Genomic DNA, 24,409 nt, shown 5'->3' with positions numbered 1-24,409 from the left:
GGAGGCGATCGTGGACGAGGTGGTCATGGGCGGGCATCCGGTCGACGAGATGCCCGGGTACCTCGGCGCCTGGATGACCGGCCAGCGCTGGTACGCGGGCAAGTCCAGGACCCCCCGATTCGAGTCCCTGGGGGCGTTCCTCCTCGCCGAGACGCCCGATGGGGTCCTCGTGCGCCTGCAGCTGGTGCTCGACGGCGCGGAGCACCCCCAGCTCTATCAGGTGCCGCTCACCGAGCGGACGGCCCCGCTGGAGGGCGCGGAGTCTTCCCTCGTCGCGGTCATCGGCGACGGCGACCGGAGGCGATGGGTCTACGACGGCCCGCACGACCCGGCCTACGCGCGAACCCTGCTCGAGCTGATCCTCGAGGAGGGCGAGGTGCGTGCCGGCGGGGACCGCATCGTCGCCAGGGGCCATCGTGATCGCCCGCGAGAGGGCGTCAGGATGGTCTCCTCCCACGTCCTCGGCGGCGAGCAGTCCAATACCTCGATCGTCTACACGATGGCAGACGCCGGCGGCGGCCAGGCCTTCCCCGTCATCTGCAAGGTCTTCCGGGCCCTGCACGACGGGGAGAACCCCGACGTGGTGATCACCGCGGCACTCGGCGCAGCCGGCTCGACGGTGGCCCCGCGCTCCGTCGGGCACGTCACCGGCCAGTGGCGGGATACCGGCAAGCTGCACGGGCTCGCCACCGGACACCTCGCCTTCGCCGAGGAGTTCCTGCCGGGGGTGGAGGACGCCTGGCGGGTCGCCCTGCACGCGGTCGAGACCGGTGAGGACTTCGGCGAGCGAGCCAGGTCGCTCGGCGAGACCACCGCCGCGATGCACGCGACCCTCGCCAGGGTGCTGCCCTCCAGGGCGACGACCCCGGCCGACATCGCCACCGTCATCGCGACCATGCGGCAGCGCTTCGAGCTCGCCGCCGCGGAGGTGCCGTCCCTCCTCCGCCATCGGGAGGCGCTGCAGGACGTCTACCTCAGGGCACAGACCAGCCCGTGGCCCGCGCTGCAACGCATCCACGGCGACTTCCACCTCGGCCAGGTACTTGCCGTCCCCGACCGGGGATGGGTCGTGCTGGACTTCGAGGGCGAACCGCTCCGGCCGATGCGGGAACGCTCCGCGCTCGACATCCCGCTGCGGGACGTCGCGGGGATGCTGCGATCCTTCGACTACGCCGCCCGCTCCAGCACCTCTGGCGGACCCGGCGCGGCGACGGAGTGGGCATCCGTGTGCCGCCAGGCCTTCCTCGACGGCTACGCCGCGGGCTCCGGCCGCGATCCACGGTCCCACGACGCCCTGCTCGACGCCTTCGAGATCGACAAGGCCCTCTACGAGGCGGTGTACGAGGTCCGCAACCGGCCGGACTGGTTGTCCATCCCGGTCGACGCCATCGCCCGGCTCATCGAGCGCACGCCGGGCGACTGACCCGATCGCTCCGGCTAACCCTCCTCGATCGCCCGCTCGAGCAGGTGGACAAGGGCGTCGAGCTGCACGCTCGACTCCGCGGCGATCTCGGAATCGTCGCCGTCGAGGGCACGGGCGGCAAGACCGGCCTTGCTGTCGATGAGCTCCGCGATCTTGGCGTCGATGGTCTGCGAGGCGATGATGCGCCAGGCCGTGACCGGCTCGGCCTGTCCGATGCGGTGCACACGGTCGATCGCCTGGGTCTGCTCCGCGCTGGTCCAGCTGAGCTCGGCGAGCACGACGTTCGATGCGGCCTGCAGATTCAGCCCGACCCCTGCCGCGGTCAGCGAGGCAACCACGACGGAGACCTCCGGATCGTTGTTGAAGGCGTCGACCTGCGACTGGCGGAACGTGGCCGACTGGTCGCCCCTGATCGAGACGGTCCTGAGCCCGCGCTTGGCGAGCGTCTCCTCCGCGGCATCCATGACGTCGATGTGCTTGGCAAAGAACACCACCTTGCCGACGGAACGGGCCAGCTGCGCGGTGTAGTCGGCGGCCAGCACGGCCTTCGCCTGGCCGATCTTGCGCACCATCGTGAAGACGTTCTCTCCGGTCTTGGCGGCCTTCGACTCCTCCAGCTCCGCCCTGGCGACCAGACGCACCAGCTCGGGATGCGGGATGTCCGGGGCCTCCGAGCGGGCGTTGAGCAGCGCCCGGTACCTGGACAACAGGCGGATGCCGAGCTCGTGCTCCGCCTGCCTGATTGAGCGCCCGATGTCGTCGTCCAGCTCGACGGGAAGGTCGGCGATGCGCTTGCTCGGCAGGTCAGAGGCGACGTCGATCTTCTTGCGCCGCACGATGCCCATGTCGATCACGGTCTGTCTCGCCTCGGCGAAGAAGCCGAAGTCCGCCGGCGTGAGGCCGTTGTCCTCCAGCCGCTCCATCAGCTCGGCGGTCGGCTTCTCGCCGTCGATCCAGCCGAGGAACTGCCAGATCGCCCGGAAGTCCTCGATGGTGTTGATGAGCGGTGTGCCGGTCAGCGCGATCATGAGCGCCCTGGGCGACCTGGCGCGGATGCTCTGGGCGAGGGCGAGCACGTGTTTGGAGCGCTGCGACTCCCGGTTCTTGATGAAGTGCGCCTCGTCGACGACCATGCCCTTGAAACCGAGTGTCCCGAGCCAGCCGACGTGCCGGTCGAGCACGTCGTAGTTGACGATGACGACGTCGGCGAAGGCATCCAGGTTCTCGCCGGAGCCCTGGATGACCGTGGCCGTCCTGTGCGGAGTCCACAGCTCGACCTCGCGGGCCCAGTTCATCTTGACGACGTTGGGCACGACGACGAGCAGCGGGTAGGAGTTGGTGACCTGCGCGGCGAGAAGCGCCTGCGCGGTCTTGCCGAGTCCAGGCTCATCGGCGAGCAGATAGCTCCGGTGGCCCTCCCTCGCGCTCGCGACGAACTCCGCCTGATGGGTGAACAGCTCGAGTCCGTCAGGGACCCTGCGGTCCGCCGCCGTCGGCTCCGGGAGCTCCATGCTGGCGACGTTGCCGCCCGAACCGTATTCGAAGGCTCGGAACAGCGGTTCGAGCAGTTCCCAGTTGGCCAGACGCCTGGCGACCGGCTTCGCTCTGGCGACCTGGCTGAAGTCGGGGGCGAGAAACGGATTCGACAGCTGCCTGGCGATCACCGACTGGGGGACCACCTGCCGCTCGGCGGAGGCGGGGACAGGTTCCGGCTCCTTGACGATGATGAGCTCGTCCGGCGAGAGCTCGACCCCCGCGGCGATGAGCATGTCCCTTCTCAGGGTGCGCGCCGCATCCGTCACCGCCGTCTCCTCGGCGAGCAGCTGGATCAGCGAGGTGTCCCGTGCCGCCGTCTTGGCGAGAATGGTCGCCACGCCGTCGAGGCGCTTGAGCAGCTCGATCCGTTCCGGCTCGGTGATCTCCCTGTCGGCCTTCGCCCTGGCCCGTTCCTCGCGCATGAGCAGTGCGATCACCTGGAACTTGGTGCGATTGCTCGGTCCCACCTTGCCGCGCTCCGCGGCTGCCTCGACCTCGCGCACGGCACGGGCGAGCACCGGGATCACCCCGGCATCGTCGGTGCCCCGCGAACGGCGCGGCGATTGGCGCTGGGCCGGCTTGCGCGCGGACGACTGCTTGCGCGCAGGCGCCCTACCCTGCCCCGATTGTCCTTGGCCGGACCGAGCCATGCTTCTCCCGAATCTTCTGGCACTGCTATTGACCGGCCCCGAATTTTCGGCGGGACCGCTTCCCTCAGCACCGGAACGACCACGGCCATGTCCCTCGTCCGTCGAGGAACCCGGTTCTCGGTGCCGAAACGACCAGCCTTGGGTCGAGCATCCCGGTATCGAGGAGTACTGGATACCGAGGTCGAGACGATGAACGGGCTGGGCGGGTGCTGCAGACAGTTTATGCCGAATCGGCCCTTCCCGCACGCAGACATCGCCGAGAGCGATACACGGATCGCCGCCTGCTGTTCACCCTGCGGCCAGCTTGGAGTGGTGTGATTGACCAATGCCCGGTTATACGGCCCAGTTTCCTCGTCCCGACCATTTCATCCTCCATTTCAGCGACACCCATTTCGTGGAGGGGGACGATCCGCTGTACGGTTCCGTCGACAGCGAGTCGCATCTGCGCTCCCTGTTCACCGAGCTCGAGTCGTCAGGGGCACACCCGGAGGCGATGGTCTTCACCGGCGATCTCGCCGATCGCGGCTCCCCCGAGGCCTATGCCAAGCTCCGCGCGATCGTCGAACCGGTCGCGGCGAGGATGGGCGCAGAGGTGATCTGGGTCATGGGCAACCACGACGATCGCGGCTCCTTCAGGCAGGAGCTGCTCGGCCAGCATCCGACGCCCGCCCCCATCGATCGGGTGCACTGGCTGAACGGCCTGCGCATCATCGCCCTCGACTCCACCGTCCCAGGGCACCACTACGGCGAGGTCACCGGAGCCCAGCTCGACTGGCTCGCCGAGGAGCTGTCCATCCCCGCCCCGCACGGCACCATCCTCGCCATGCACCATCCGCCGGTGCCGAGTGTGCTCGACCTCGCCATCCTCGTCGAGTTGCGCGATCAGGGCGGCCTGGCGGAGGTCCTCCGCGGCTCCGACGTGCGCAGCATCATCGCCGGCCACCTCCACTACTCCACGACCGCGACCTTCGCCGGCATCCCCGTCTCCGTCGCCTCGGCCACCTGCTACACACAGGACCTCAACGTCCCCGTTGGCGGGACACGCGGGCGGGACGGCGCCCAGTCGTTCAACCTCGTCCACGTCTACGACACCACGGTGCTCCACTCCGTCGTGCCGATCGGGCAGTACGCGCCGGTCTCCTACGTCACGGCTCAGGAGACCGCCGCCATCCTCGCCGAGAACGGGGTCGTCATCCCGCTCAGTGCCACCGCACCCATGACCCCGGACGACGAGCTGCATCCGCCGACGAGGGAGCTGGCCACCGTCTGACGGCTCGCGCCGGATGACGAGGCCTTGATCCGCCGTCACCGGCCGACGAGGATGGAATAGCGCCGGAAGGGCGCTTCCGATCGATCGATGGAGGGCAGAAGAGATGGCTCACGAATCCGATCATGACGCCGAGTGGCGCCCGATCGACCCCGACGGCGAGCGCGAGGTGGACCTCGACGACGAGCCGGAACTGGATGCGCCGACGACGATCGATCCGGAGGAGCGGGTCGAGGTCGACGCCGACGATCCGGAGGCGCGAGAGGGCGACGGCCCCCGCGAGCCCTGACCGGACGAACCGTGACCGCCAGGGGATGCCGGCGTCCTCAGCGACCCTGGCCCGCGTTCCACTCGATTCCGCCGGCGAGACGCTCCGTGGCCGAGGCATCCGTCTCCGCCCGGCTCTCCGCGGTCTCCCACGGCGCCGCGATCGGGAAGTAGGACTCCAGGAAGGAACGCACCGCGACGGCGCGCTCCTCCATGGTCAGCTCGGGGAAGCTGCCGTCGTTGAGGCAGAACATGTCGACGTTCCGTCGTGAGAGCAGCTTCTTCATGTCGGTGAGGCCGGAGCGCATGGTCGTGTCCACATAACGCACCCGCGCATCGGTCTGCCGCACGGCCCGCCCGGTGAGCCACGCGTAGTAGTGATAGAGCGAGTTGGTGACGGAGATGTCCGTGGCCGCACGGAAGGTGCTCGCCTGCGTGCGGGCGAACTCCTCCGGGAACTCCGCCTCGAGATCCTCGAGCACCGACCTGCGCAGCGGCACGGCCGCGTGCTCGAGATGACGGGTGATCGTGCGCCCGAAGCGCTCTTTGAGCAGACGACGGTTGACTCTCGCCGCGTTCTCGAAGCCGCTTCGCTCGAGGTTGCTCTCCCCCATCCCGATGCGGATGTCCGCCTCGATGAACTTGGTCACCCCGCCGGGAGAGAAGAACAGCTCCGGATCCACGGGCCGCCCGAAGAACATGTCGTCGTTGGAGTAGAGGAAGTGCTCGCTGAGCCCCGGGATGTTCCGCAGCTGGCTCTCGACGGCGTGGGAGTTGTGAGTCGGCAGCACCGAGGGGTCGGAGAAGAAATCCTCGCTGGGAACGATGGTGATCCTGGGATGGTCGGTCAGCCAGGACGGCCGGGGCGAGTCGGTGACGATGTAGACGTTGCGCACCCAGGGTGCGAAGAGATACACGGAGCGCAGCGCGTACTTGAGCTCGTCGAGCTGACGGAACCTGGCCTGGGAGTCGTCGCCCTCGCCGACGACGTAGCTCTCCATGCGACGGGCCCTGGCGCGCTGCCATTCGATCGCGGCGCCATCCACCCAGGAGAAGACGATGTCGACGTCGAAGTCGATGTCCCGCGCCTGCGGATCGAACATCCCCTTCAGGGTGGGCCAGCTGAGGCCGTGGAGCTCGACGGTGTCCTCGACGGCCTCGGTGCGAGGCAGCACCATCCGCATGAGCGAGTTCGGGGACGGCGCCGTGATGAGTTCCGGCTCGTAGTCCCAGAGCTCGACCCGCACCCCGAAGCGCGCGCCGTACCGCAGCGCTCCGTCGAGGGTGATCCGCGGGCGGAACAGCACAAACGCGCGCACACCCTTCTCCGCGGCGAGACGCCCGTCGGCGAGCAGGACGGTCGCCCCGTCCGAGCCGTCCGCCGGCTTGGCGTAGAAGGGCTCCTCGGCGCAGGCCACCGCGAGGGCGGCACGGAGGGCCTTGCGCTGCCTCCTGTCGACGGCGATCACCGGTCGGTTGTCGTCACCGCGGACGAGCAGGAAGTCGATGGACGCCGCATCGAGCACCCCGCGGAGGAACAGGAGGTCCTCGGCCGTGGCCTCCGCGGGGGTCAGTCGCGTGTTGACGACGGCGAGCCTTCCCTTGCTCGGCACCAGATCGGTGCGGGCGAACAGGGGGGACGTCGGCACGGCGACGGCCGGCTGATGCATATCGGTCATGATCCTGGCCCAATCTCTCGAGCCCGGTCCGCCGACGACGCGCTCGGACGGACCACTAAGCTGCCCGACATTTTAGCGCCGCAGGCTGGGCGCGAGCGGCGTGCCCGGTTGGAGCTGCTCCGTCTAGGCCAGCCGACGCAGGTCGCGCGTGGCCGGCCCGTCGAGCAGGCGCCCCTCCGCGGAGAATCGCGAGCCGTGCAGGGGACAGTCCCAGGACAGTTCCGCGTCGTTCCAGGCGAGCACCCCGCCGAGGTGCGGGCACATCGCCGAGACGGTGCAGCTCACACCGTCGGCCGTGGAGAGCCCCACGGGCCTGAGCCGATCGTGGCTGACGAGCCCGTGTCCCTCCGCGGGCGCCGACGACGGCCTGGGCGTTGACCACGCGCCGAGGTATCCCCTGACCGCCGCGACGCCGACCGCCGCGTTCGCCCCGAGGAAGGAACCGACGTCCGCGGGGGTGGTCACCCTGCGGTGCAGCTTCCTCGCCCAGGGAAGGTTGCCGCCGAGGATGTCGGCCGCGAGGGTCAGGCTCGAGGCGACGGCATTGGTCATCCCCCACTTGTCGTAGCCGCTGGCGAAGAAGACGTGCCCCCTGCTGCGCGGCAGCCAGCCGGTGAACGGCACGCGCCCCGCCGGGCGATAGTCCTGGGCAGACCACGAGTGGGTGCGCTCAGCGCCGGGGAAATACTCCCGCGTCCACCGGGTCAGGTCCTCGACGAGCGACAGCGGGGAGGGGTGCCGTCCGACCGGATGACCGTTGCCGCCGACGAGCAGTCGCTCTTCCCCGTCGACCGGTGTCGTTCGCACCGACCTGGTCGGGGAGTCGACGGAGAGATACATGCCGTCCGGCAGCGCCCCTGGGACCCGGAAGGCCAGGGCGTAGGACCGGTGCGCCTCCTGCTTGGCGAAGTACAACCCCCTGTCCATGAACGGCGTCCCGGTGGCGAGCACCACCTTCTCGGCGTAGACGGCTCCTCGGGTGGTCGTCACGGTGCTCGGGCTGCCCGGCCTGACCCGGAGGACTCTGACCCCCTGCACCAGGCGACCGCCGTGACCCCGGAAGTCGGCCGCGAGCTGCCGCAGGACTGCCATGGGGTCGAACTGGGCCTGATCGACGAGCGCGACGGCTCCGTAGGCGGGGAACGGCACGTCCAGAGAGGCCTCGCGGGTGACGTCGAGGCCGAGCGAGAGACCCGCGCGATATTCCTCGGTGACCCGTTCGACACCCCCGGGGGTCGACGCGTAGCTGAAGGCCGTTCTCCGTTGCACGGGGACGTCATGGTCCTCGCAGTAGCGCAGCAGCCAGGACTGGCCCTCCCTGTTGCCGTCCACGTACGCCCTGGCGGTCGCGAGGCTGGTGTGCCGCAGCATCTCGGAGAGGTGACTGCCCTGCAACAGGCTCAGCTTCGCCGTCGTGTTGCCGGTAGCGGCGGCGCCGACCGCACGGGCCTCGAGGATGACAACGCGCATCCCCGCCCTGGCGAAGAGCAGGCCGGTGACCAGGCCCGTCAGTCCGGCGCCGGCGATGGCCAGGTCGTACTCGACCTCGTCCTCGAACGGATCGGAGTCGACCGGTGCGGACCGGTCCAGCCACAGTGACGTCATGACAACCCTTCCCTTTCCCGGAACCGTACTCCGTGCACGAGCCGAGGTCGACGCCCCGTCAGCGCCTGGCCGGACGCCGGTTCTTGTCCTCGGGATTCCGCACCCGGACGAGGATGCCTGCGACGACGAAAACGAGCGCGGCCACGAACTGGAGAGCCACCCAGAGCTGCCCGTGGAACTCGAAGGGGACCACGGGGTTCCACAGCACGGCGACCGCCGCGAGACCGACCACCCACCACCACGCGCGCGCCTGGTAGGAGAACACGCACACGATGAGGGCGAGGATCGCGACCCCGAAACGGATGAACAGGTACCCTCCCGCGTTGTCGAGGAGCGCGAGGCCCGCCAGGAGGACGATGGCGCCGAGAATGCCTGGGGCCAGGGCCGGGCGGCGGAACTCGGGGGTCGGATAAGACGTCATGGCCCTATTCTGTCCTGCACCGGGCGAGGCCGCGGCCCGTGGCGATTCAGGAGCCGGGACGGGCGTACTCGTCGATGTTGATCGCCTGCATCGGCCTCGTCATCGGCGGCTCCTCGCGCAGGCGCTCCAGCCCCGGTCGCAGCTCCGCGAGCCAGGCCTGGTATCCGGCCTCGTTCAGGTGCAGCCGGTCGTCGGAGAAGGCCGGGTTCAACTCGCCGTCCTCGAGGGCCATGGCCGGCCAGAGATCCAGGAACTGGGCGTGAACCGTCGAGGAGAACTGCCTGAGATGGATGTTGGCCTCCCGGATGCGGTCGGCGAACTCCCTGCCGCGGGGCATGATCGACTGCAGCAGCAGCCGGGCTCCAGGCAGCTCGCGCCGGAGGTCGACGAGGATGGTCTGAACGGTGCGCACGAGACTCTCAACGCTTCGACGCAGCCCAAGGTCGTTTGTGCCGATGAGCAGGACGATCTCGTCGGGATCCGCCGCCACCACCGTGTCGAGCCTCGCCAGCACGTCTTCGCTCGTGCTGCCGGGGACACCGAAGTTGAGGGTGTTCACGTCGGGGAACCAGGCGCTCCAGTCGCCGCCCGCGGTGATGCTGTCACCGAGAAAAAGGACAGTTTTATCAGCTTTATCAGTCATGAGATGACCTCCCCTGCTCGGGCGAACCGACGGCGCCCGCCCTCCATGATGTCCCCGGAGGCTGTTAAACGCTAGGGAGGCACACTTTCGGGGGCGCGCTCCGGCCGCTTCGGACTAGAATGGTCCGCGCCCCTTGCGGCGCAGCCGCTGCCCGTAGATGCCGCCGACCAGTCCGATGACGACGAGGACGATTCCCACCACGATGCCCGCGGGCATCAGAGTCCGTCCGTCGCTGTGTCCATGAGGCCAGAGTACGTCACCGGCGGCTGCGGGCTGTCCGAGCCACGGGCATCCGGGCCGCGTCGATTCCGGGCTGCCGAGTCCAATAGGCTGTCAGCATGACGACGAAGCCTGGCACGGGCCGTAACCGCGCCCTCGGATACCTGGACGTCGTCGTCGGCGTGATCCTGACCCTTATCAGCGGTCTCTTCCTGCTCATCATGTTCGGTGAGGGCGACCGCTTCATCAATCCGGTCTTCGGCAATCTGGTCAAGGTGCTCGCCGTCGTCGGCTGGTTCGGCGGCACGGCGATGTTCATCTGGTTCGCCTCGCTGCGGCGCTACAGCTTCTACTGGCCGATCGCCGGCATCGTCGCCATGTTCTTCTTCTATTACGTCATCCTCTTCATCGCATCAAGGACCATCTCGTGACTGAACGCTTCGCTCTCGCCATCGATCTCGGAGGCACCAAGGTCGAGGCCGCGCTCGTCGACCCGGAGGGCGAGGTCCTCGCCAGCAGTCGATTCCGCGCGCCCACGGGCAACCAGCGCAGCTCCCAGCAGCTCGCCGCCTCCGTCGACGAGGTCATCGCCAAGACGCTCGGCGCCCTTCCCTCGGGGTCGGTGCTGATCGGCGCCGGGGTGGGATCCGCCGGGCCGGTCGAGGAGGCCGAGGGCTGGGTCTCACCCCTCAACCTGCCGGTCTGGCGCGACTACCCGCTGCGCGACCAGGTCGTCGCCGCGCTGCCCGACGTGCCGGTGACCCTCAGGATGGACGGCCTGTGCATCACCCTGGCGGAGCACTGGGTCGGAGCAGGCCGCGGCTATGACAACGTCATGGGGATGATCGTCTCCACCGGCGTCGGCGGGGGCCTCGTGCTGCACGGCAACACCGTCTCCGGCCCGACAGGCAACGCCGGGCACATCGGCCACATCGAGGTCGCGGGCTTCGACGACCCGTGCCCGTGCGGCGGCATCGGATGCGTCGAGGCGATCGCCTCTGGGCCCAGAACGGTCGCCTGGGCACGCGGACAGGGCTGGACGGGAACGACGGGGGAAGAGCTCGGCGCCAGCTATCGCGACGGCGACCCGATCGCGGCGGCCGCCATCGAACGTTCCGGGCGGGCGATCGGACAGGGCATCGCCTCGGCGACCTCGCTCGTCGACCTCGAGCTCGTCGCGATCGGCGGCGGTTTCTCGCACGTCACCCCCGACCTGTTCGACCACATGCGCACCGCCGTCGCCCGCCGCAAGCAGTTCGCCTTCGTGACGAAGGTGAAGATCGTGCCGAGCGGCCTGTCCAACGACGGACCCCTCATCGGGGCGGCCGCGCTCATCCATCGCGCGGAGATGGTCGTCTAGACACCCCTCGGCACGGCGGCCAGCTCGTCCTCGAGGTACACGACCCTGTTCAGCCTGGCACCGGTGTAGATGCAGGCGATGGCCGTCGCCAGCAGGAGGACCAGTGCCGCCGTCCAGCCGCCGGTCACGGTGTGCAGCAGGCCGACGAGCAACGGGCCGAACGCCGCGATCGTGTAGCCGATGCCCTGCGCGAAACCGCTCAGAGCCACGGCGCCCTCGTGTGTCCTCGTCCTCAGGTTGATCAGGGTCAGGCAGACGGGGAACAGCAGCGGACCCGCGCCGATGAGAACGACCCAGAGCCAGGTGGCAACGGTGGGGACGAACAGCAGACCGAGGTAGCCGACGATGAAGGCCGCGATGCCGCTCTGGATGAGCCAGCCGACGTTTCTGAGCCTGACCGTCAGCACGGGCATGATGAGCGCCGCCGGCAGGCCGACGATGCTGAACAGGGCGAGCAGATTGCCGGCGACGACGGGTGGGACACCGGCGATGTCGATGAGGATCTGCGGCAGCCAGGCGAAGGCGGCGTAGGCGTGGAGGGAGGAGAGGGCGAAGACGATCGCGATCGTCCAGGCCACCCTGGAGCGCCAGATCCGGCGCGACAGCGGGGCCTCCGGCTCCTCCAACTCGGGCGCCTCGTCGGCCTCGGCATCGAGTGCGGCGAGTTCCCTGCGGTGCTGGAGCAGAACGGCCGCCCAGGGGACGAGGCTGGCGAAGGCCACGACCGACCAGATCGCGAGCGACGAGCGCCAGCCGCTCGAATCGGCGATCGGGGCCGAGAGCGCGGCGGGGAGCGCGGTCCCGATCGAGAGGACGGTCAGATACAGGGAGCTGACCAGGCCGATCCGGTCGGGGAAGTAGCGCTTGACGAGCGGAGGCAGCAGCACGTTGCCGATCCCCGTGCCGACCAGGGCGATCACGCTGCCGAGCAGGAGCACGACGAAGCCCGGCGCGATCGCCCTGAGGAGGTGACCGATCACCATGGCGACGATCGCCAGCACGAGCAGGCGTTCCAGCCCCAGCCGCTTGGCGAGGGATGCGCCGAAGAGTCCGGAGAGGGCGAAGGCGACCGGCGGGACCATGCCGACGATGCCGAGCGCGAGCGAGTTCAGGGGGATGTCCACCCGAATGGACGGCACGATCGGCGAGATCGCGGCGACGGCGGTGCGGAGGTTGAGCGCGACGAGCAGGATGCCTAGGAGCGCCATCGTGCGCCCGGCCCAGAGGCTGAGGGGTCGGGAGTTCGGCATCCCGCTTATGCTACCTGGCCGCCTCAGGCCGGTTGACCGGTCGTCGGCGGACGGAGCGGAAGGCGGAGGATCTCCCTGATCTGGGTCTCGTCCCTCTTCATCTGGGCGACGAGCTCCCGGACGTCGGGGAACTTCCTCATGCCCCTGATGAACTCGACGAAGGAGACCTCGACCGTCCTGCCGTACAGGTCGATGGTCTCGTCCAGCACGTGGGCCTCAACCTGCTTGTCGGCGACCCCTTCGAAGGTCGGATTGTTGCCGATTGAGATCGCCGCGGGTTTCATCTGGCCGTCGAGTGTCAGGTAGCCGGCGTAGACGCCGTCCGCGGGGACGAACCCCTCCAGGGAGGGAGAGAGATTGGCCGTCGGATATCCGAGTTCGCGGCCCCGCTGCTCGCCGCGGACCACCTCGCCGCGGACGGACGGCAGCCGCCCGAGCAGCTCTGCGGCCTCCCCGACGAGACCGTCGGCGAGCAGGCTGCGGATCCAGGTGGACGAGATGGGTCGTTTGCCGTCGGGGCGCACCGGTTCGATGATGCGGACCTCGTAGCCGCTCTCGGCGCCCAGCTCGACCAGCAGGTCGACCGTTCCCGCTCCCCCGTGGCCGAACCGGAAGTCCGAGCCGACGTAGACGAGCCGGGCGTGCAGCCCGTCCACGAGCACCCTGTGCACGAAGTCCTCGGGGCTCAGCCTGCTGAACTCCGGGGTGAACTCGATCATGACGGTCGCGTCGATGCCCGTGCTCTCGAGCCTCGCGCGCTTCTGCTCGTTGCTGGAGAGGCTCACCGGGCAGATCTCGGGGTGCAGGACGGCGAGCGGATTGCGGTCGAAGGTGACGACCGTGGAGACCAGGCCCTCCGCATCCGCGGCCGCCCTCAGCTGGTCGATCACCCGGCGATGGCCGACGTGGAGGCCGTCGAACTTGCCGATGGTCACCGCGGATGGCCCGAAGTCGGCAGGCACGTCGTCGAGAGAGCCGAAGAACAGCACCGCTAGAGCGCTTCCGTGGCGGCGGGTCTGCGCCGGTACAGCCAGAGCATCCCGAGCACCGGCAGCACGAGCGGGATCAGGACATACCCGAGCCCGTATGCCGACCACACGGTGGACTCCCGCCCGAACGGATTGATGCTGTCCAGGCCGAGGAGCGCCGGCGTGGCGAGGCTCATCGTCCCCACCACGAGGACGCCGAGCAGCTCGAAGCCGATGGTGATCCAGGCGATGCGGTACCAGACCGGCCCTGGCGACAGCAGCGCGACGGTCGCCAGGATGTAGACCACGGCGGACAGCGCGGAGAGTGTGAAGGCGACCGGGGCCTCGGAGAAGCGGTCGATGATCTGGACCACCGAGCGGCCGGTCGCGGCGAGAGCAAGGATTCCGTAGACGGCGATCAGCACACGCCCGACGCCGACGGCGCGGGAAGAAGTATTCGTAGACATCAGGTCAAGGTTAGGCCACCTGCAGGGCCCAGATCTGATACATCCGGTAGACCATGACCGCCACGGAGAGATCGACCACGCCGAGGATCACGGTGCTCCACCGATTGCGCTCGATCAGCGCCCAGAATCCGCCGACGGCCGGGAGCAGGAGAGCGGAGATCAGGTAGACGTAGAACTCGAGCAGGTTCCCGCTCGGATGATTGCCGACGGCCGGGGCGACGATGGCGACCACGAGCTGGGCGACGAGCAGCAGCTCGACGAGCAGGGTCGCACCGAGCGTGTAGTCGTTCGGGACGCGGCCGAGCAGCCCCATCAGCACGCAGAGCACACCGGCGAGGACAGCGACGACGACCTGCGCCCAGGTGAACCACTCGATCACTCCTGCGCCTCGTCCCCGGGGAAGTTGACGATCGGTCTGGCGACCGCGTCGTCGAACTCGACGAGCCCCACCAGCCGGCCGTCCGGCGCGACGGCGGCGACGGGGCCGGCGCCGTCCGCCGGCCGCTCGGCGCGGAGCCGTTTGCCGTGGCCGAGGTCGACGGCCTGATCGGCGCTCAGCCGGAGCACGGGGAAGAGCCTGGAGGCCACCTCCGCCGGGGCCAGGAGCGATGCCGCGACGTCGAGGGTCTCGAGCTCTGCGGCATCGGCGAGGTCGAACGGTCCGATCCTGCTGCGGCGAAGGGCCGTGAGGTGCCCGCCGACACCGAGCGCCGCCCCGAGATCGCGGGCTATCGCGCGAACGTAGGTGCCGGAGGAGCATTCGACCCGCACGTCCACGTCGAGGAAACCGTCGGCCGTCCGCCAGGCGAGGACCTCGATCGCCGAGACGGTCACCCTGCGCGAGGCGAGGCGGACCTCCTCCCCCGCCCTCGCGAGCGTGTAGGCGCGCTTGCCGTCGACCTTGATGGCACTCACGCTGCTCGGGACCTGGTCGATCTCACCGGTCATCCGTTCCAGCGCCGCGAGGACGTCCTCCCGGTCGAGTGCGGCGACGCTCCCCTCTGGGGCGGAGAGCAGCGTCTCGCCCTCCGCGTCATCGGTGGTCGTCGACGCGCCCAGCCTGATGGTGGCGAGATACTCCTTGTCCAGCCCGACCAGGAAGGTCAGCAGCCGGGTGGAGCTGCCGACGCCGAGGATCAGCAGGCCGGTCGCCATCGGGTCGAGGGTGCCCGCGTGGCCGACTTTCCTGGTGCCGGCCCGCTTGCGGGTGCGGGCGACGACATCGTGGCTCGTGATGCCCTGCGGCTTGTCGATCAGGAGGATGCCACTGCGACTGGCAGCGGTCACCGATCTTCCTCAGCCAGGGCGAGCACGATGTCGAGCTTCTCCGGAAACGTCGCCAGCAGCAGCTCCCGGACCTCTGGGTCGTCGTAGTCATCCGTCATTCGCAGCCCGATCATCGTATTCACCAGCATGCCACCCGCGAGGAATCGCTGCACCTCGTCGGGATCGAAGCCGGCCTCCGTACGCAGGAACCGGTAGACATCCATGAACCCGCGCCTGCCCGCCTCGCCGATGACCGGGTCCTTCCCGAGCACGAAGGCGTGCATCAGGGAGAGCAGCTGACCCCGGTTGCCCGCGAGGGTGACGTAGGCGATGCCGAGCCTCCTCGCGACGGGGATCTCCGACTCCTCCGCGAGCACGGCCCGGAAGGCGGTCAGCAGGCAGTCGAGGGCACTGTCGATGACCTCGAGGAAGAGCCGCTCCTTGGTGCCGAACATCCGGATCACGTACGGCTGGCTCACCCCCGCCGCTTCGGCGACCGCCGCCGTCGTCGCCCCGACGTAGCCGTAGTCGCCGAAGACGGTGGTCGCGGCCTGCACGATGAGCTCCCGCCGGTCTTCCGCGTGCATCCGCGTCTTCGTCTCGGTCATGTTGACATGGTATCAGTCGATAACTAATGTGACACTAAGTAATCAGTCGATAACAAAGGAGGCAGAGATGAGCACCCTCGAGGCGGACGTCGATCGCAGGTCGAGGACACGCGGGAGGATCCCGGTCTGGCTCGCCATCACCGCGGCGTCGCTTCCCATGTTCATGGCGACACTCGACAACCTCGTGATGACCAGCGCGCTGCCCGTCATCCGCCTCGACCTGAACGCCGGGCTCGACGAGCTGGAGTGGTTTGTCAACGCCTACACGCTGTCCTTCGCGGCCTTTATGCTCATGGCCGTCGCGCTCGGCGATCGCTATGGTCGGCGCACGGTCTTCGTCGCCGGAATCGTCGTCTTCACCGCCGCGTCGGCGCTCTCCGCGCTGAGCACGGAGCCCTGGATGCTCATCGTGACCCGCGCGATCCAGGGGATCGGGGCCGCGGCGCTCATGCCGTTGTCGCTCACGCTGCTCGTCGGCTCGGTCGGCGAGCGACTCCGCCCGCTCGCGATCGGCATCTGGGGCGGCATCTCCGGTCTCGGGGTGGCGCTCGGTCCCCTCATCGGCGGAGCGGTCGTGGAGGGTTGGAACTGGCAGGCGATCTTCTGGATCAACGTTCCCGTCGGCATCGTCGGCATACCCCTCGCGCTCCTCGCCCTCCCGAACGGCCTGGGAGCGAGGCTGCGGGCCGACGTGACCGGGCTGCTGCTCGCGGGACCAGGAGTGCTTGGACTCGTCTACGCGATCGTGCGCGGCAACGCCGCGGGCTGGGACAGCCTCGAAGTGGTCGGCTCCCTGACCGGAGCGGCGGTGCTCCTCCTCGCCTTCGTGCTCTGGGAGAGGCACACCAGCGCGCCCCTGCTGCCCCTTCGGCTGTTCAGGCAGAGGAGCTTCACCATCGCCAACGTGGTCGGCATCGCCTTCAGCTTCGGCATCTTCGGATCGATCTTCATCCTCATCCAGTTCCTGCAGATCGTCCAGGGCCACTCGCCCCTCGAGGCGGGCATCATGACCATGCCATGGACGCTCGCCCCCATGCTCATCGCGCCGCTCGCGGGACTCATCGCGCCCAGGGTGGGCACCAGGGCGCTCATCTTCACCGGCCTCCTGTTCCAGGCCATAGCGGTCTTCTGGCTCGCCAGGGTCATGTCGGCGGATGTCGGATACACCGACATGCTCGGAGCCTTCCTCTTCGCCGGTGTCGGGATGGGGCTCGTCTTCGCGCCCTCGTCGACCGCCGTGCTCGCCGATATCGCCGCCGACGACCGGGCCAAGGCGAGCGGGACCAATTCCACGCTGCGGGAGATCGGGGTCGCCCTCGGCATAGCCGTCCTGACGGCGGTGTTCACCGGGGCGGGCGGCGAGCTGACGCCGACCGGATACGTCGACGCCGCCGTTCCGGCGATCACGGTCGGCGCGTTTGTGCTGCTGGGATCCGCCGCGCTGTCGTTGCTCCTCCCCTCCGGTCGGACGAGACAAGGCTCTGCCCTCTCCGGACGATAGGCTTCGAGGGTGAGGGTCGCTGTCATCGGGGCTGGAGCGGTCGGCGGCACGATCGCCGCCCTTCTCGACCGGGCGGGGCACGCCGTCGAGGTCACGGCGCGCGGCCGGCACCTGGAGACGATCGGGGCGGACGGCATCCGGCTGAACGGTGCCTGGGGCGAGCACACCGCGAGGGTGGAGGCGGGCGAGACGCTGAGCCAGAGCCCGGATATCGCCTTCGTGTCCACCAAGGCCAGAGACGCGGAAGCCGCGCTCCTGACCAACGCCCCGTTCCTCCCCGGCATCCCGGTCGTCGTCATCCAGAACGGGCTGGAGGGACCGGGCGCCGCCGGCCGCGCGGCTCCCCGCTCCGACGTCGTCGGTGGTCTCGCCCTCTACGCGGCATCCTTCCTGTCGCCGGGCGAGATCACGGTCACCTCACCCGGCGCGACCTACCTCGGCGGCGAACTGCTGCCCACCCTCTATGCCCTGCGGCTGCTCGCGCCCGTCATGCCCACGGTCTCGACCGACAACTTCGTCGGTGCGCAGTGGACCAAGCTCGTTGTCAACCACATCAACGCCCTGCCGGCCATCACCGGTCTCAGCGCCCAGGAGGTCATCTCCCACCGCGGACTGCGGCTGGTGATGACCGAGAGCATGCGCGAGGCCGTCAGGGTCGGAATCGCGAGAGGAATAACCTTCGAGACGATGCAGGGCCTCGGCAACACGAGACTGCGGCTGCTGGCCGCGCTTCCCGCCGGTCTCGGACAGCTCGTCCCGCGCCTCATGAGCCGTCGGATGGGCAGGAGGCCGAATCCCGGATCGACGCTGCAGAGCATCCGCCGCGGCCAGCCGACCGAGATCGACTACCTCAACGGCGCCGTCGTCGCCGCGGGCCGTGAGCTGGGGGTCCCGACCCCGGTCGACGAGGCTCTCGTCGCCCTGGTGCACGAGGTGGAGGACAGCGGAGACTTCCTCTCCCCCGAGCAGGTGCTGCAGAGGATCGGCTGACCGCCTAGCAGGCGTCGGCGAACACCCTCCGCGGATGCTCTGGGTCACGATTGTCGATGATCGCCACCGCCGCGGCGCGCGGCCGCACCCGATCGAGGTACACCTCGTCGGCCCCGACCTCGATCGCACCGTCCTCCGAACCGGACGAGGGCGCCAGCGGCTTCTCGACGAAGATCGAGTAGTTCCACAGGCCGGAGAGCTCCTGCCGGTTGAGGAACACGCCGTCAACGACGAGAACAGCGTCGGCCTGGGCATCCGTCGTCGGCTCGGCTCCCGCGGCGAGCGCGAAGGGGGTGCCGGCACGGAACGGCTCGACGAGTCCCGCGACCAGCCCGGTGCGATCGAAGGCGCCCTCGTAATAGGCGATGGCGGAGGAGGGATGCGCCTCCGGCGACCGGAAGTCGGACTCGGAGGCACGGAAGACGGTGTGGCCGGCGCGGACAATCGCCTCGGCGAGGCCATCGGCGAAAGCGGCGGTGCCGGCGTTCGAGGTGCCGTCGACCGCGATCACCGATCTGCCGACGCCGTAGAAGCTGAGGATCTCCGCCGCCAGGGCGTCGAGGGTGTCGTTCTTCTGAGGTGCCCAGGTGGCCATGGTCCCAGCCTATAACCGCCCGGGGATGCCTACAGTGGTCAGATGACCATCGCACCTGCCGTCGGCGACTGGTTCGCCGAGAACGGGCGGGACCTGCCCTGGCGGCGACCGGGATTCAGCGCCTGGGGCACGCTGGTGAGCGAGGTCATGCTGCAGCAGACACCCGTCGCCAGGGTGATCCCCCGGCTCGAATGGTGGCTGGAGCGCTGGCCGACCCCGGCCGACCTCGCCGCGGTGCCCTCCGGTGAGGCCGTACGCGCGTGGGATCGTCTCGGCTATCCCCGGCGGGCGCTGAACCTGCACGCCGCGGCCGTCGCCATCACCGAGCGGCACGGCGGCCGTGTTCCCGAGGACGTCGACGAGCTGCTGAGGCTTCCTGGCGTCGGGGACTATACCGCACGGGCCGTCGCCGCCTTCGCCTACGGCCATCGGCATCCCGTCGTCGACACCAACGTGCGGCGGGTCATCGCCAGGGCCATCGACGGCAGGGCGGAACCGGGACCACCCTCCTCGAGGCGCGATCTGCCCGCGATGGAGGCGCTGCTTCCCGAGGATCCAGAGGAGGCGCGTCTGACCAACGCCGCGATCATGGAGCTCGGTGCGGTGATCTGCGTCGCCAGGTCCCCACGCTGCGGGAGCTGTCCGATCGCCGAGCAGTGCGCCTGGCGCCTGGCAGGCTACCCGGACCACGTCGGCGCGCGGCGGGCCGTGCAGAAGAGGTTCGAGGGTTCCGACCGGCAGGTGCGCGGGCTCGTCCTGGCCGAATTGCGCGCCTCAGAGGTGCCGGTGACCGGGGTGGAGCTGGACGGGATCTGGCCGGACCGCGAGCAGCGGATCCGGGCCATCGCCGGCCTCGTCGCGGACGGCCTGGTCGTCGGATCGGCGGACGAGGGATACGAGCTGCCGTCCTGACGAGACCCTCGACGATGTCGGGGGTCCGGCGGATAATCGTGGGGTGCCAGAGCTTCCCGAAGTACACGCTCTCGTCACCGATCTCGGTGCGCGCCTGACCGGCCGCATCGTCGAACGGCTCGACGTGGTGTCCTTCGCCGCGCTGAAGACCTTCGATCCGCCCGTCTCCGCCCTCGCCGGAGAATTCGTCTCCGGGGTCTCCAGACACGGCAAGTTCCTCGACATCGGCATCGGCGACCTGCACCTGCTGATCCATCTCGCGAGGGCCGGCTGGATCCGGTGGCGCGAGGGGGCTCCCGTTGCATCCGGCCGTCCCGGCAAGGGGCCGCTCGCCGCGCGACTCGTCCTCGAGGGCGGATCCGGCCTCGACATCACGGAGGCGGGCACCAAGAAGAGCCTTGCGCTCTACCTCGTCACCGACCCGCTCCAGGTGCCCGGCGTCGCGCGCCTCGGCCCCGATCCCCTGGAGCCGGGCTTCACGGAACGGTCGTTCGCGCGCATCCTCTCCGCCGCCGGGCGCGCGCAGATCAAGGGCGTGCTGCGCAATCAGGCGCTCATCGCCGGCATCGGCAACGCCTATTCCGACGAGATCCTGCATGCCGCGAGGATGTCCCCGTTCAAGCCAGCCTCCATGGCCCCGGATGAGGTCTCCCGGCTCTTCGCGACAATGCAGGCGACCCTGAGGGACGCGATCGCCCGCGCGGACGGCCTCGCCGCATCCGAGCTCAAACGGGAGAAGAAGTCCGGACTGCGGGTGCACGGCCGCACCGGCGAGCCCTGTCCGGTTTGCGGCGACACCGTGCGCCAGGTCATCTTCGCCGACTCGACCCTGCAGTACTGTCCGACCTGCCAGACGGGTGGCAAGCCGCTCGCCGACCGGGTGCTCAGCAGGCTGCTGAAGTAGGCCTCAGCTCCTACGCACCTCGGGGTGGATCGCGACCATGATCGAGATCGGCCGGCCGTCGGCATCCGGTCCGCGCTCCTTGAACTCCGTGAGGAGCTCGCCGAAACGGTCGTGCAGCTCCCGTTCGCTCTCCGCGTTCAGCTTCAGGCCGAGCCGCCAGATGTCCAGGTCCTCCGGGGCGACACCCTCGATGTCGGCGAGGAACGCCTCGACCAGCACCGGTCCGATCCTCGGAACCGGAGTGCGCCAGGAACGACCGGTCGCCCGATACGGGATCTCGGATGCGCCCCGCCTGGCCCGGCGCGCGGGCTCGGCCACGAGGAAGCCGGTGTCGACGAGAACACGGACGTGATGCAGGCTGGTGCCGGGATTGAGCCCGAACTCCGCGGCGATCTCGCGATTCGAGTGGGCGTCGTGGAGGCAGTAGCGCAGGATCCTCATCCGCAGCGGCGAGCTGAGGGCGCGGGAACGCGCCTGGGCGTCGGCGTCGGCGTTCGCACCGACCTCCGCCTCCGCGGGATCGTCCGTCATGGCTTCACCTTAGCCGGGCCGTCAGCGATTGGCTTTTCCCAATCGCTCGGGCATACTGGGCGGATGACGGACGGAACCGCGGCACGATCTCTCTGGGCCAACGGCCCGTTCCTCCGGCTCTGGAGCGGACAGACGGCCAGCGCGATCGGATCACAGCTGAGCAACCTGGCGATACCGGTGCTCGCGGTCAGCGTGCTCTCGGCCAGCTCCTTCCAGGTCGGGCTGCTCGGAGCGGTGGAGACGGCGGCGTTCCTGGTCATCGGCCTGCCCGCCGGCGCCTGGGTCGATCGCTGGCTCAAGCGGCGGGTGATGCTCTTCGCCGACCTCACGCGGGCGATCGTGCTGCTGGCCATCCCCGTCCTCTGGTTCGCGGGCATCCTGAACATCTGGCAGCTCATCGTCGTGGCCGGCCTGGCGGGCGCCGCGACGGTCTTCTTCGAGGTGGCCTATCAGAGCTACATTCCGGTGCTCGTTCCGGCCGGTGCCCTCGCCGAGGCGAACTCGAGGCTGGAGACGACGCAGCAGCTGGCGAGGGTGGGCGGTCCCGCGATCTCCGGGGCCCTGCTGGCCGTCGTCCGGCCGGCCATCCTCATCGCCGGGGATGCGCTCAGCTACCTGCTCTCCTTCGTCGTCCTCTCGACCATCCGGGACGAGGAGGTCCGCGCGGCCCGCGCGGAGCGCCGGCCGCTGGTCGCCGAGATCAGGGAGGGGATGGCCTTCGTCCTCAACGAGCCCCTTCTGCGGCGCATCGTCCTGTGCACCGCCGTCGGCAATTTCTTCAGCACCCTGACGACGACCATGCTTCCCGTGCTCGTCCTGCGCGAGCTGCACGTCGGGGTGGCGGCCTGGGGAGTCGCCCTGTCCGTCGGCGCCGTCGGCGGGCTCCTCGGGGCCCTGTTCTCCGCGCGGATCGCGCGCCGGATCGGCGAGGGGACGGTCATCCCGTTGTCCGCGCTCGGACTGGGTCTCGGTCTCCTGCTGTTGGGGCTCATGCCGCTCGCGCCCCACGCGGCGGTCCCCATCCTCGTCATCGCCGAGTTCCTGGTGAGCTTCACCGTGCTGATCTACAACATCGCGCAGGTCACCTTCCGACAGCGGATCTGCCCGCGGCCCCTGCTCGGCAGGATGAACGCATCCATCCGGTTTGTGGTCTGGGGGGTCATGCCCATCGCCGGCATCGTCTCCGGGCTGCTCTCCACCGCCGTCGGGGTGGTGGCGACCGTCTGGATCGGCGGAATCGGCTCGACGGCGGCCTGTGTCTTCGTTCTGTTCTCGCCCCTGCTGGGGATGAGAGAGCTCCCGAGCGAGGCGACCGTCGAGCCGAGCTGAGCGACCCGCGGGGCCACCGCTCAGACGCCTCCGCTAGTCCTCGTCGTCGTCCGCGAACTCGCGCGGCTTGACGTAGGGGTCCTCGTCGCCGGCGTAGTGGGCAGAGCTCTTGAGACCCTCGATCTCGGCGTCCCGCGAGCGGGCCTCCGCGAGCAGCGCCTCGATGTGCTTGGCGTTCTCTGGCACCGCGTCCGCGATGAACTCGAGCGACGGGGTGAGCCGGGCGGTGATGTTCTTGCCGACCTCGCTGCGCAGCATGCCGGTCGCCGACTTCAGGGCGGCTGCCGAGTCGGCGCGCTCCTCGTCGGTGCCGTACACCGTGTAGAAGATCGAGGCGTGCTGCAGGTCACCGGTGACCTTGACGTCGGTGATCGTGACGAAGCCCAGGCGCGGGTCCTTGAGCCCGCGCTCGAGCGTCTTGGCCACGATCACCTTGATGCGGTCCGCCATCTTGGCGGCCCGAGCCGGATCGGCCATGGTGTTTCTCCTTTGAGAGGGGCGACGGCCGGGTTCGATGACGAACCCGGCCGTCGAGTGCGGGTCAGACCCGCGGCTTCTCTTTCAACTCGATCGTCTCGATCTCGTCGCCGATCTGGATGTCGTTGAACCGACCGAGGCCGATGCCGGCCTCGAAGTCCGTGCGGACCTCGGTGACGTCATCCTTGAACCGCCGCAGCGACTCGATGGCCAGGTTGTCGCCGACCACGACGCCGTCGCGGATGACCCGCGCCTTGGCGTTCCTCGTGATCGTTCCGGAGCGGACGATGACACCGGCGATGTTTCCGACCTTGGAGGAGCGGAAGATCTCGCGGATCTCGGCGACACCGGACTGGACCTCTTCGAACTCGGGCTTGAGCATTCCCTTGAGCGAGTTCTCGACGTCCTCGAGGGCCGCGTAGATCACCGAGTAGAAACGCACGTCGACACCCTCGCGGGCGGAACGCTCACGAGCCTTGGTGTCCGGACGGACGTTGAACCCGATGATGATCGCGTTGTCGATCGTGGCCAGGTTGACGTCGCTCTCGGTGATCGCGCCCACACCGCGGTGGATGATGCGCAGCTGCACGCTGTCATCGACCTCGATCTTGAGCAGCGACTCCTCGAGCGCCTCGACGGCACCGGAGACGTCACCCTTGATGATGAGGTTGAGCGACTCGACCTTGCCGTCCTCGAGGGCCTTGGTGAAGTCCTCCAGGCTGATCCGCTTGCGGCTGCGGGCGAGCAGCGCGTTGCGTTCGACCGCCTCGCGCTTCTCGGCGATCTGCCGGGCGGTGCGGTCGTCGTCCGTCACCAGGAAGGTGTCGCCTGCGCGAGGAACCGAGGTGAGCCCGAGCACCGAGACCGGGCGGGCGGGCGTCGCGAACTGCACGGCGGCGCCGTTCTCGTCGAACATCGCACGGACGCGGCCGTATGCCGTCCCGGCGACGATCGCGTCGCCGACCTAGAGCGTTCCCGACTGGATCAGCACGGTCGCCACGGCGCCGCGCCCCTTGTCGAGCTTCGCCTCGATGGCGACGCCACGGGCATCCTTGTTCGGGTTGGCGCGCATGTCGAGCCCGGCATCCGCGGTCAGCAGCACGGCGTCCAGGAGCTCGGGGATGCCGACCTTGTTGAGCGCCGAGACGTCGATGAACATCGTGTCTCCGCCGTACTCCTCCGCGACCAGACCGAACTCGGTGAGCTGCTGGCGCACCTTGGCGGGGTTGGCCCCCTCCTTGTCGATCTTGTTGACGGCCACGACGATCGGCACGTTCGCCGCCTGCGCGTGGTTCAGCGCCTCGACGGTCTGCGGCATGATGCCGTCGTCCGCCGCCACGACGAGGATCGCGATGTCGGTGACCTGCGCACCGCGGGCACGCATGGCGGTGAATGCCTCGTGGCCCGGTGTGTCGATGAAGGTGATGGCGCGCTCGATGCCCTCGTGCTCCGTGACCACCTGGTACGCACCGATGTGCTGGGTGATGCCGCCGGCCTCGCCGGCGACCACGTTGGCGTTGCGGATCGCGTCGAGCAGGCGC

At 69.1% G+C, this 24,409-nt stretch carries 24 protein-coding genes and 1 pseudogene; 10 read left to right on the top strand and 15 right to left on the bottom strand.

Annotated elements, in window-relative coordinates; all coding sequences use genetic code 11:
- Positions 1-10: 10 nt before the first annotated feature.
- Positions 11-1,423: a maltokinase N-terminal cap-like domain-containing protein gene (locus VGC18_RS11650; RefSeq protein WP_331097521.1), complete on the top strand. Its 1,413-nt coding sequence runs from the start codon at positions 11-13 to the stop codon at positions 1,421-1,423.
- 14 nt (positions 1,424-1,437) lie between these two features.
- Here VGC18_RS11650 and VGC18_RS11645 read toward each other — a convergent pair whose 3' ends face one another.
- A complete protein-coding gene (locus tag VGC18_RS11645) occupies positions 1,438-3,609 on the bottom strand; it encodes a DEAD/DEAH box helicase (protein ID WP_331097519.1) in 2,172 nt (723 codons plus the stop codon).
- A gap of 325 nt (positions 3,610-3,934) precedes the next feature.
- Here VGC18_RS11645 and VGC18_RS11640 point away from each other — a divergent pair, with 325 nt between their 5' ends.
- Positions 3,935-4,879, top strand: coding sequence for a phosphodiesterase (locus VGC18_RS11640; RefSeq protein ID WP_331097517.1), 945 nt, complete (start codon positions 3,935-3,937; stop codon positions 4,877-4,879).
- A gap of 103 nt (positions 4,880-4,982) precedes the next feature.
- The gene (locus tag VGC18_RS11635; RefSeq protein WP_331097515.1) at positions 4,983-5,165 is read left to right on the top strand and encodes a hypothetical protein; all 183 of its coding nucleotides are present in this window, start codon (positions 4,983-4,985) and stop codon (positions 5,163-5,165) included.
- A 37-nt stretch (positions 5,166-5,202) separates the two neighbouring features.
- Here VGC18_RS11635 and VGC18_RS11630 read toward each other — a convergent pair whose 3' ends face one another.
- The 4 genes from VGC18_RS11630 to VGC18_RS11615 form a co-directional block, all read right to left on the bottom strand.
- Positions 5,203-6,822, bottom strand: a complete 1,620-nt coding sequence (locus tag VGC18_RS11630; protein ID WP_331097513.1) for a stealth family protein — start codon at positions 6,820-6,822, stop codon at positions 5,203-5,205.
- A 123-nt stretch (positions 6,823-6,945) separates the two neighbouring features.
- Positions 6,946-8,427, bottom strand: a complete 1,482-nt coding sequence (locus VGC18_RS11625; protein ID WP_331097511.1) for an FAD-dependent oxidoreductase — start codon at positions 8,425-8,427, stop codon at positions 6,946-6,948.
- A gap of 58 nt (positions 8,428-8,485) precedes the next feature.
- Positions 8,486-8,848, bottom strand: coding sequence for a DUF6804 family protein (locus tag VGC18_RS11620; protein ID WP_331097509.1), 363 nt, complete (start codon positions 8,846-8,848; stop codon positions 8,486-8,488).
- Between the two features lie 46 nt (positions 8,849-8,894).
- Positions 8,895-9,491: a GDSL-type esterase/lipase family protein gene (locus VGC18_RS11615; RefSeq protein ID WP_331097507.1), complete on the bottom strand. Its 597-nt coding sequence runs from the start codon at positions 9,489-9,491 to the stop codon at positions 8,895-8,897.
- A 338-nt stretch (positions 9,492-9,829) separates the two neighbouring features.
- On the opposite strand from VGC18_RS11615, the gene VGC18_RS11610 reads away from it, so the two are divergent.
- Entirely contained in the window at positions 9,830-10,141 is a 312-nt protein-coding gene (locus VGC18_RS11610) for a hypothetical protein (protein WP_331097505.1), read from the top strand.
- The gene (locus VGC18_RS11605; RefSeq protein ID WP_331097502.1) at positions 10,138-11,070 is read left to right on the top strand and encodes an ROK family protein; all 933 of its coding nucleotides are present in this window, start codon (positions 10,138-10,140) and stop codon (positions 11,068-11,070) included. Before VGC18_RS11610 ends, VGC18_RS11605 begins: the two co-directional genes overlap by 4 nt.
- On the opposite strand, the gene VGC18_RS11600 is transcribed toward VGC18_RS11605, so the two are convergent.
- The 6 genes from VGC18_RS11600 to VGC18_RS11575 are packed head-to-tail and all read right to left on the bottom strand — an operon-like array spanning position 11,067 to position 15,629.
- Positions 11,067-12,320: an MFS transporter gene (locus VGC18_RS11600; protein WP_331097500.1), complete on the bottom strand. Its 1,254-nt coding sequence runs from the start codon at positions 12,318-12,320 to the stop codon at positions 11,067-11,069. The two genes, VGC18_RS11605 and VGC18_RS11600, sit on opposite strands and share 4 nt — an antisense overlap.
- Positions 12,321-12,343: 23 nt before the next feature.
- Entirely contained in the window at positions 12,344-13,309 is a 966-nt protein-coding gene (locus tag VGC18_RS11595) for a bifunctional riboflavin kinase/FAD synthetase (protein ID WP_331097498.1), read from the bottom strand.
- A gap of 2 nt (positions 13,310-13,311) precedes the next feature.
- On the bottom strand, positions 13,312-13,755 hold the full coding sequence (locus tag VGC18_RS11590) for a hypothetical protein (RefSeq protein WP_331097496.1): 444 nt from the start codon (positions 13,753-13,755) through the stop codon (positions 13,312-13,314).
- 10 nt (positions 13,756-13,765) lie between these two features.
- Positions 13,766-14,134 (bottom strand): hypothetical protein, encoded by a 369-nt coding sequence (locus VGC18_RS11585; protein ID WP_331097494.1) that lies wholly within the window; start codon positions 14,132-14,134, stop codon positions 13,766-13,768.
- Entirely contained in the window at positions 14,131-15,042 is a 912-nt protein-coding gene (gene truB / locus VGC18_RS11580; protein ID WP_331097491.1) for a tRNA pseudouridine(55) synthase TruB, read from the bottom strand. The genes VGC18_RS11585 and truB overlap by 4 nt, the downstream gene beginning before the upstream one ends.
- Entirely contained in the window at positions 15,039-15,629 is a 591-nt protein-coding gene (locus VGC18_RS11575) for a TetR/AcrR family transcriptional regulator (protein ID WP_331097489.1), read from the bottom strand. Before VGC18_RS11575 ends, truB begins: the two co-directional genes overlap by 4 nt.
- A gap of 67 nt (positions 15,630-15,696) precedes the next feature.
- Here VGC18_RS11575 and VGC18_RS11570 point away from each other — a divergent pair, with 67 nt between their 5' ends.
- Positions 15,697-17,130: an MFS transporter gene (locus VGC18_RS11570; protein WP_331097486.1), complete on the top strand. Its 1,434-nt coding sequence runs from the start codon at positions 15,697-15,699 to the stop codon at positions 17,128-17,130.
- 9 nt (positions 17,131-17,139) lie between these two features.
- Positions 17,140-18,120 (top strand): 2-dehydropantoate 2-reductase, encoded by a 981-nt coding sequence (locus VGC18_RS11565; protein ID WP_331097485.1) that lies wholly within the window; start codon positions 17,140-17,142, stop codon positions 18,118-18,120.
- 4 nt (positions 18,121-18,124) lie between these two features.
- Here VGC18_RS11565 and VGC18_RS11560 read toward each other — a convergent pair whose 3' ends face one another.
- The gene (locus VGC18_RS11560; RefSeq protein ID WP_331097483.1) at positions 18,125-18,715 is read right to left on the bottom strand and encodes a hypothetical protein; all 591 of its coding nucleotides are present in this window, start codon (positions 18,713-18,715) and stop codon (positions 18,125-18,127) included.
- Between the two features lie 42 nt (positions 18,716-18,757).
- Between VGC18_RS11560 and VGC18_RS11555 the strand changes: the two genes are divergently transcribed.
- Positions 18,758-19,627 (top strand): A/G-specific adenine glycosylase, encoded by an 870-nt coding sequence (locus VGC18_RS11555; protein ID WP_331097481.1) that lies wholly within the window; start codon positions 18,758-18,760, stop codon positions 19,625-19,627.
- A 43-nt stretch (positions 19,628-19,670) separates the two neighbouring features.
- Positions 19,671-20,531 carry an Fpg/Nei family DNA glycosylase gene (locus VGC18_RS11550; RefSeq protein WP_331097479.1) on the top strand — a complete coding sequence of 287 codons (861 nt, stop codon included), beginning with the start codon at positions 19,671-19,673 and terminating at the stop codon, positions 20,529-20,531.
- Between the two features lie 3 nt (positions 20,532-20,534).
- Here VGC18_RS11550 and VGC18_RS11545 read toward each other — a convergent pair whose 3' ends face one another.
- Positions 20,535-21,062 carry a winged helix-turn-helix domain-containing protein gene (locus tag VGC18_RS11545; RefSeq protein ID WP_331097477.1) on the bottom strand — a complete coding sequence of 176 codons (528 nt, stop codon included), beginning with the start codon at positions 21,060-21,062 and terminating at the stop codon, positions 20,535-20,537.
- 63 nt (positions 21,063-21,125) lie between these two features.
- On the opposite strand from VGC18_RS11545, the gene VGC18_RS11540 reads away from it, so the two are divergent.
- On the top strand, positions 21,126-22,391 hold the full coding sequence (locus VGC18_RS11540) for an MFS transporter (protein ID WP_331097475.1): 1,266 nt from the start codon (positions 21,126-21,128) through the stop codon (positions 22,389-22,391).
- A gap of 33 nt (positions 22,392-22,424) precedes the next feature.
- Here VGC18_RS11540 and rbfA read toward each other — a convergent pair whose 3' ends face one another.
- Positions 22,425-22,868, bottom strand: a complete 444-nt coding sequence (gene rbfA / locus VGC18_RS11535; protein ID WP_331097473.1) for a 30S ribosome-binding factor RbfA — start codon at positions 22,866-22,868, stop codon at positions 22,425-22,427.
- Positions 22,869-22,932: 64 nt separating this feature from the next.
- A pseudogene (gene infB / locus VGC18_RS11530) lies at positions 22,933-24,409 on the bottom strand (translation initiation factor IF-2); the annotation flags it as partial.

It is taken from the genome of Lacisediminihabitans sp., from assembly GCF_036404185.1.
Lineage (GTDB): Bacteria > Actinomycetota > Actinomycetes > Actinomycetales > Microbacteriaceae > Lacisediminihabitans.
Note: the sequence above shows the minus strand (reverse complement) of the source record. Positions and strands in the feature narration are given on the sequence as shown.

What these genes read in the sequence shown, in the direction of transcription:
- VGC18_RS11645 (WP_331097519.1), bottom strand. Translation starts at nt 3,609, where the DNA reads ATGGCTCGGTCCGGCCAAGGACAATCGGGGCAGGGTAGGGCGCCTGCG.
- VGC18_RS11640 (WP_331097517.1), top strand. Translation starts at nt 3,935, where the DNA reads ATGCCCGGTTATACGGCCCAGTTTCCTCGTCCCGACCATTTCATCCTC.
- VGC18_RS11635 (WP_331097515.1), top strand. Translation starts at nt 4,983, where the DNA reads ATGGCTCACGAATCCGATCATGACGCCGAGTGGCGCCCGATCGACCCC.
- VGC18_RS11630 (WP_331097513.1), bottom strand. Translation starts at nt 6,822, where the DNA reads ATGACCGATATGCATCAGCCGGCCGTCGCCGTGCCGACGTCCCCCCTG.
- VGC18_RS11625 (WP_331097511.1), bottom strand. Translation starts at nt 8,427, where the DNA reads ATGACGTCACTGTGGCTGGACCGGTCCGCACCGGTCGACTCCGATCCG.
- VGC18_RS11620 (WP_331097509.1), bottom strand. Translation starts at nt 8,848, where the DNA reads ATGACGTCTTATCCGACCCCCGAGTTCCGCCGCCCGGCCCTGGCCCCA.
- VGC18_RS11615 (WP_331097507.1), bottom strand. Translation starts at nt 9,491, where the DNA reads ATGACTGATAAAGCTGATAAAACTGTCCTTTTTCTCGGTGACAGCATC.
- VGC18_RS11610 (WP_331097505.1), top strand. Translation starts at nt 9,830, where the DNA reads ATGACGACGAAGCCTGGCACGGGCCGTAACCGCGCCCTCGGATACCTG.
- VGC18_RS11600 (WP_331097500.1), bottom strand. Translation starts at nt 12,320, where the DNA reads ATGCCGAACTCCCGACCCCTCAGCCTCTGGGCCGGGCGCACGATGGCG.
- VGC18_RS11590 (WP_331097496.1), bottom strand. Translation starts at nt 13,755, where the DNA reads ATGTCTACGAATACTTCTTCCCGCGCCGTCGGCGTCGGGCGTGTGCTG.
- VGC18_RS11575 (WP_331097489.1), bottom strand. Translation starts at nt 15,629, where the DNA reads ATGACCGAGACGAAGACGCGGATGCACGCGGAAGACCGGCGGGAGCTC.
- VGC18_RS11570 (WP_331097486.1), top strand. Translation starts at nt 15,697, where the DNA reads ATGAGCACCCTCGAGGCGGACGTCGATCGCAGGTCGAGGACACGCGGG.
- VGC18_RS11560 (WP_331097483.1), bottom strand. Translation starts at nt 18,715, where the DNA reads ATGGCCACCTGGGCACCTCAGAAGAACGACACCCTCGACGCCCTGGCG.
- VGC18_RS11555 (WP_331097481.1), top strand. Translation starts at nt 18,758, where the DNA reads ATGACCATCGCACCTGCCGTCGGCGACTGGTTCGCCGAGAACGGGCGG.
- VGC18_RS11545 (WP_331097477.1), bottom strand. Translation starts at nt 21,062, where the DNA reads ATGACGGACGATCCCGCGGAGGCGGAGGTCGGTGCGAACGCCGACGCC.
- VGC18_RS11540 (WP_331097475.1), top strand. Translation starts at nt 21,126, where the DNA reads ATGACGGACGGAACCGCGGCACGATCTCTCTGGGCCAACGGCCCGTTC.
- rbfA (WP_331097473.1), bottom strand. Translation starts at nt 22,868, where the DNA reads ATGGCCGATCCGGCTCGGGCCGCCAAGATGGCGGACCGCATCAAGGTG.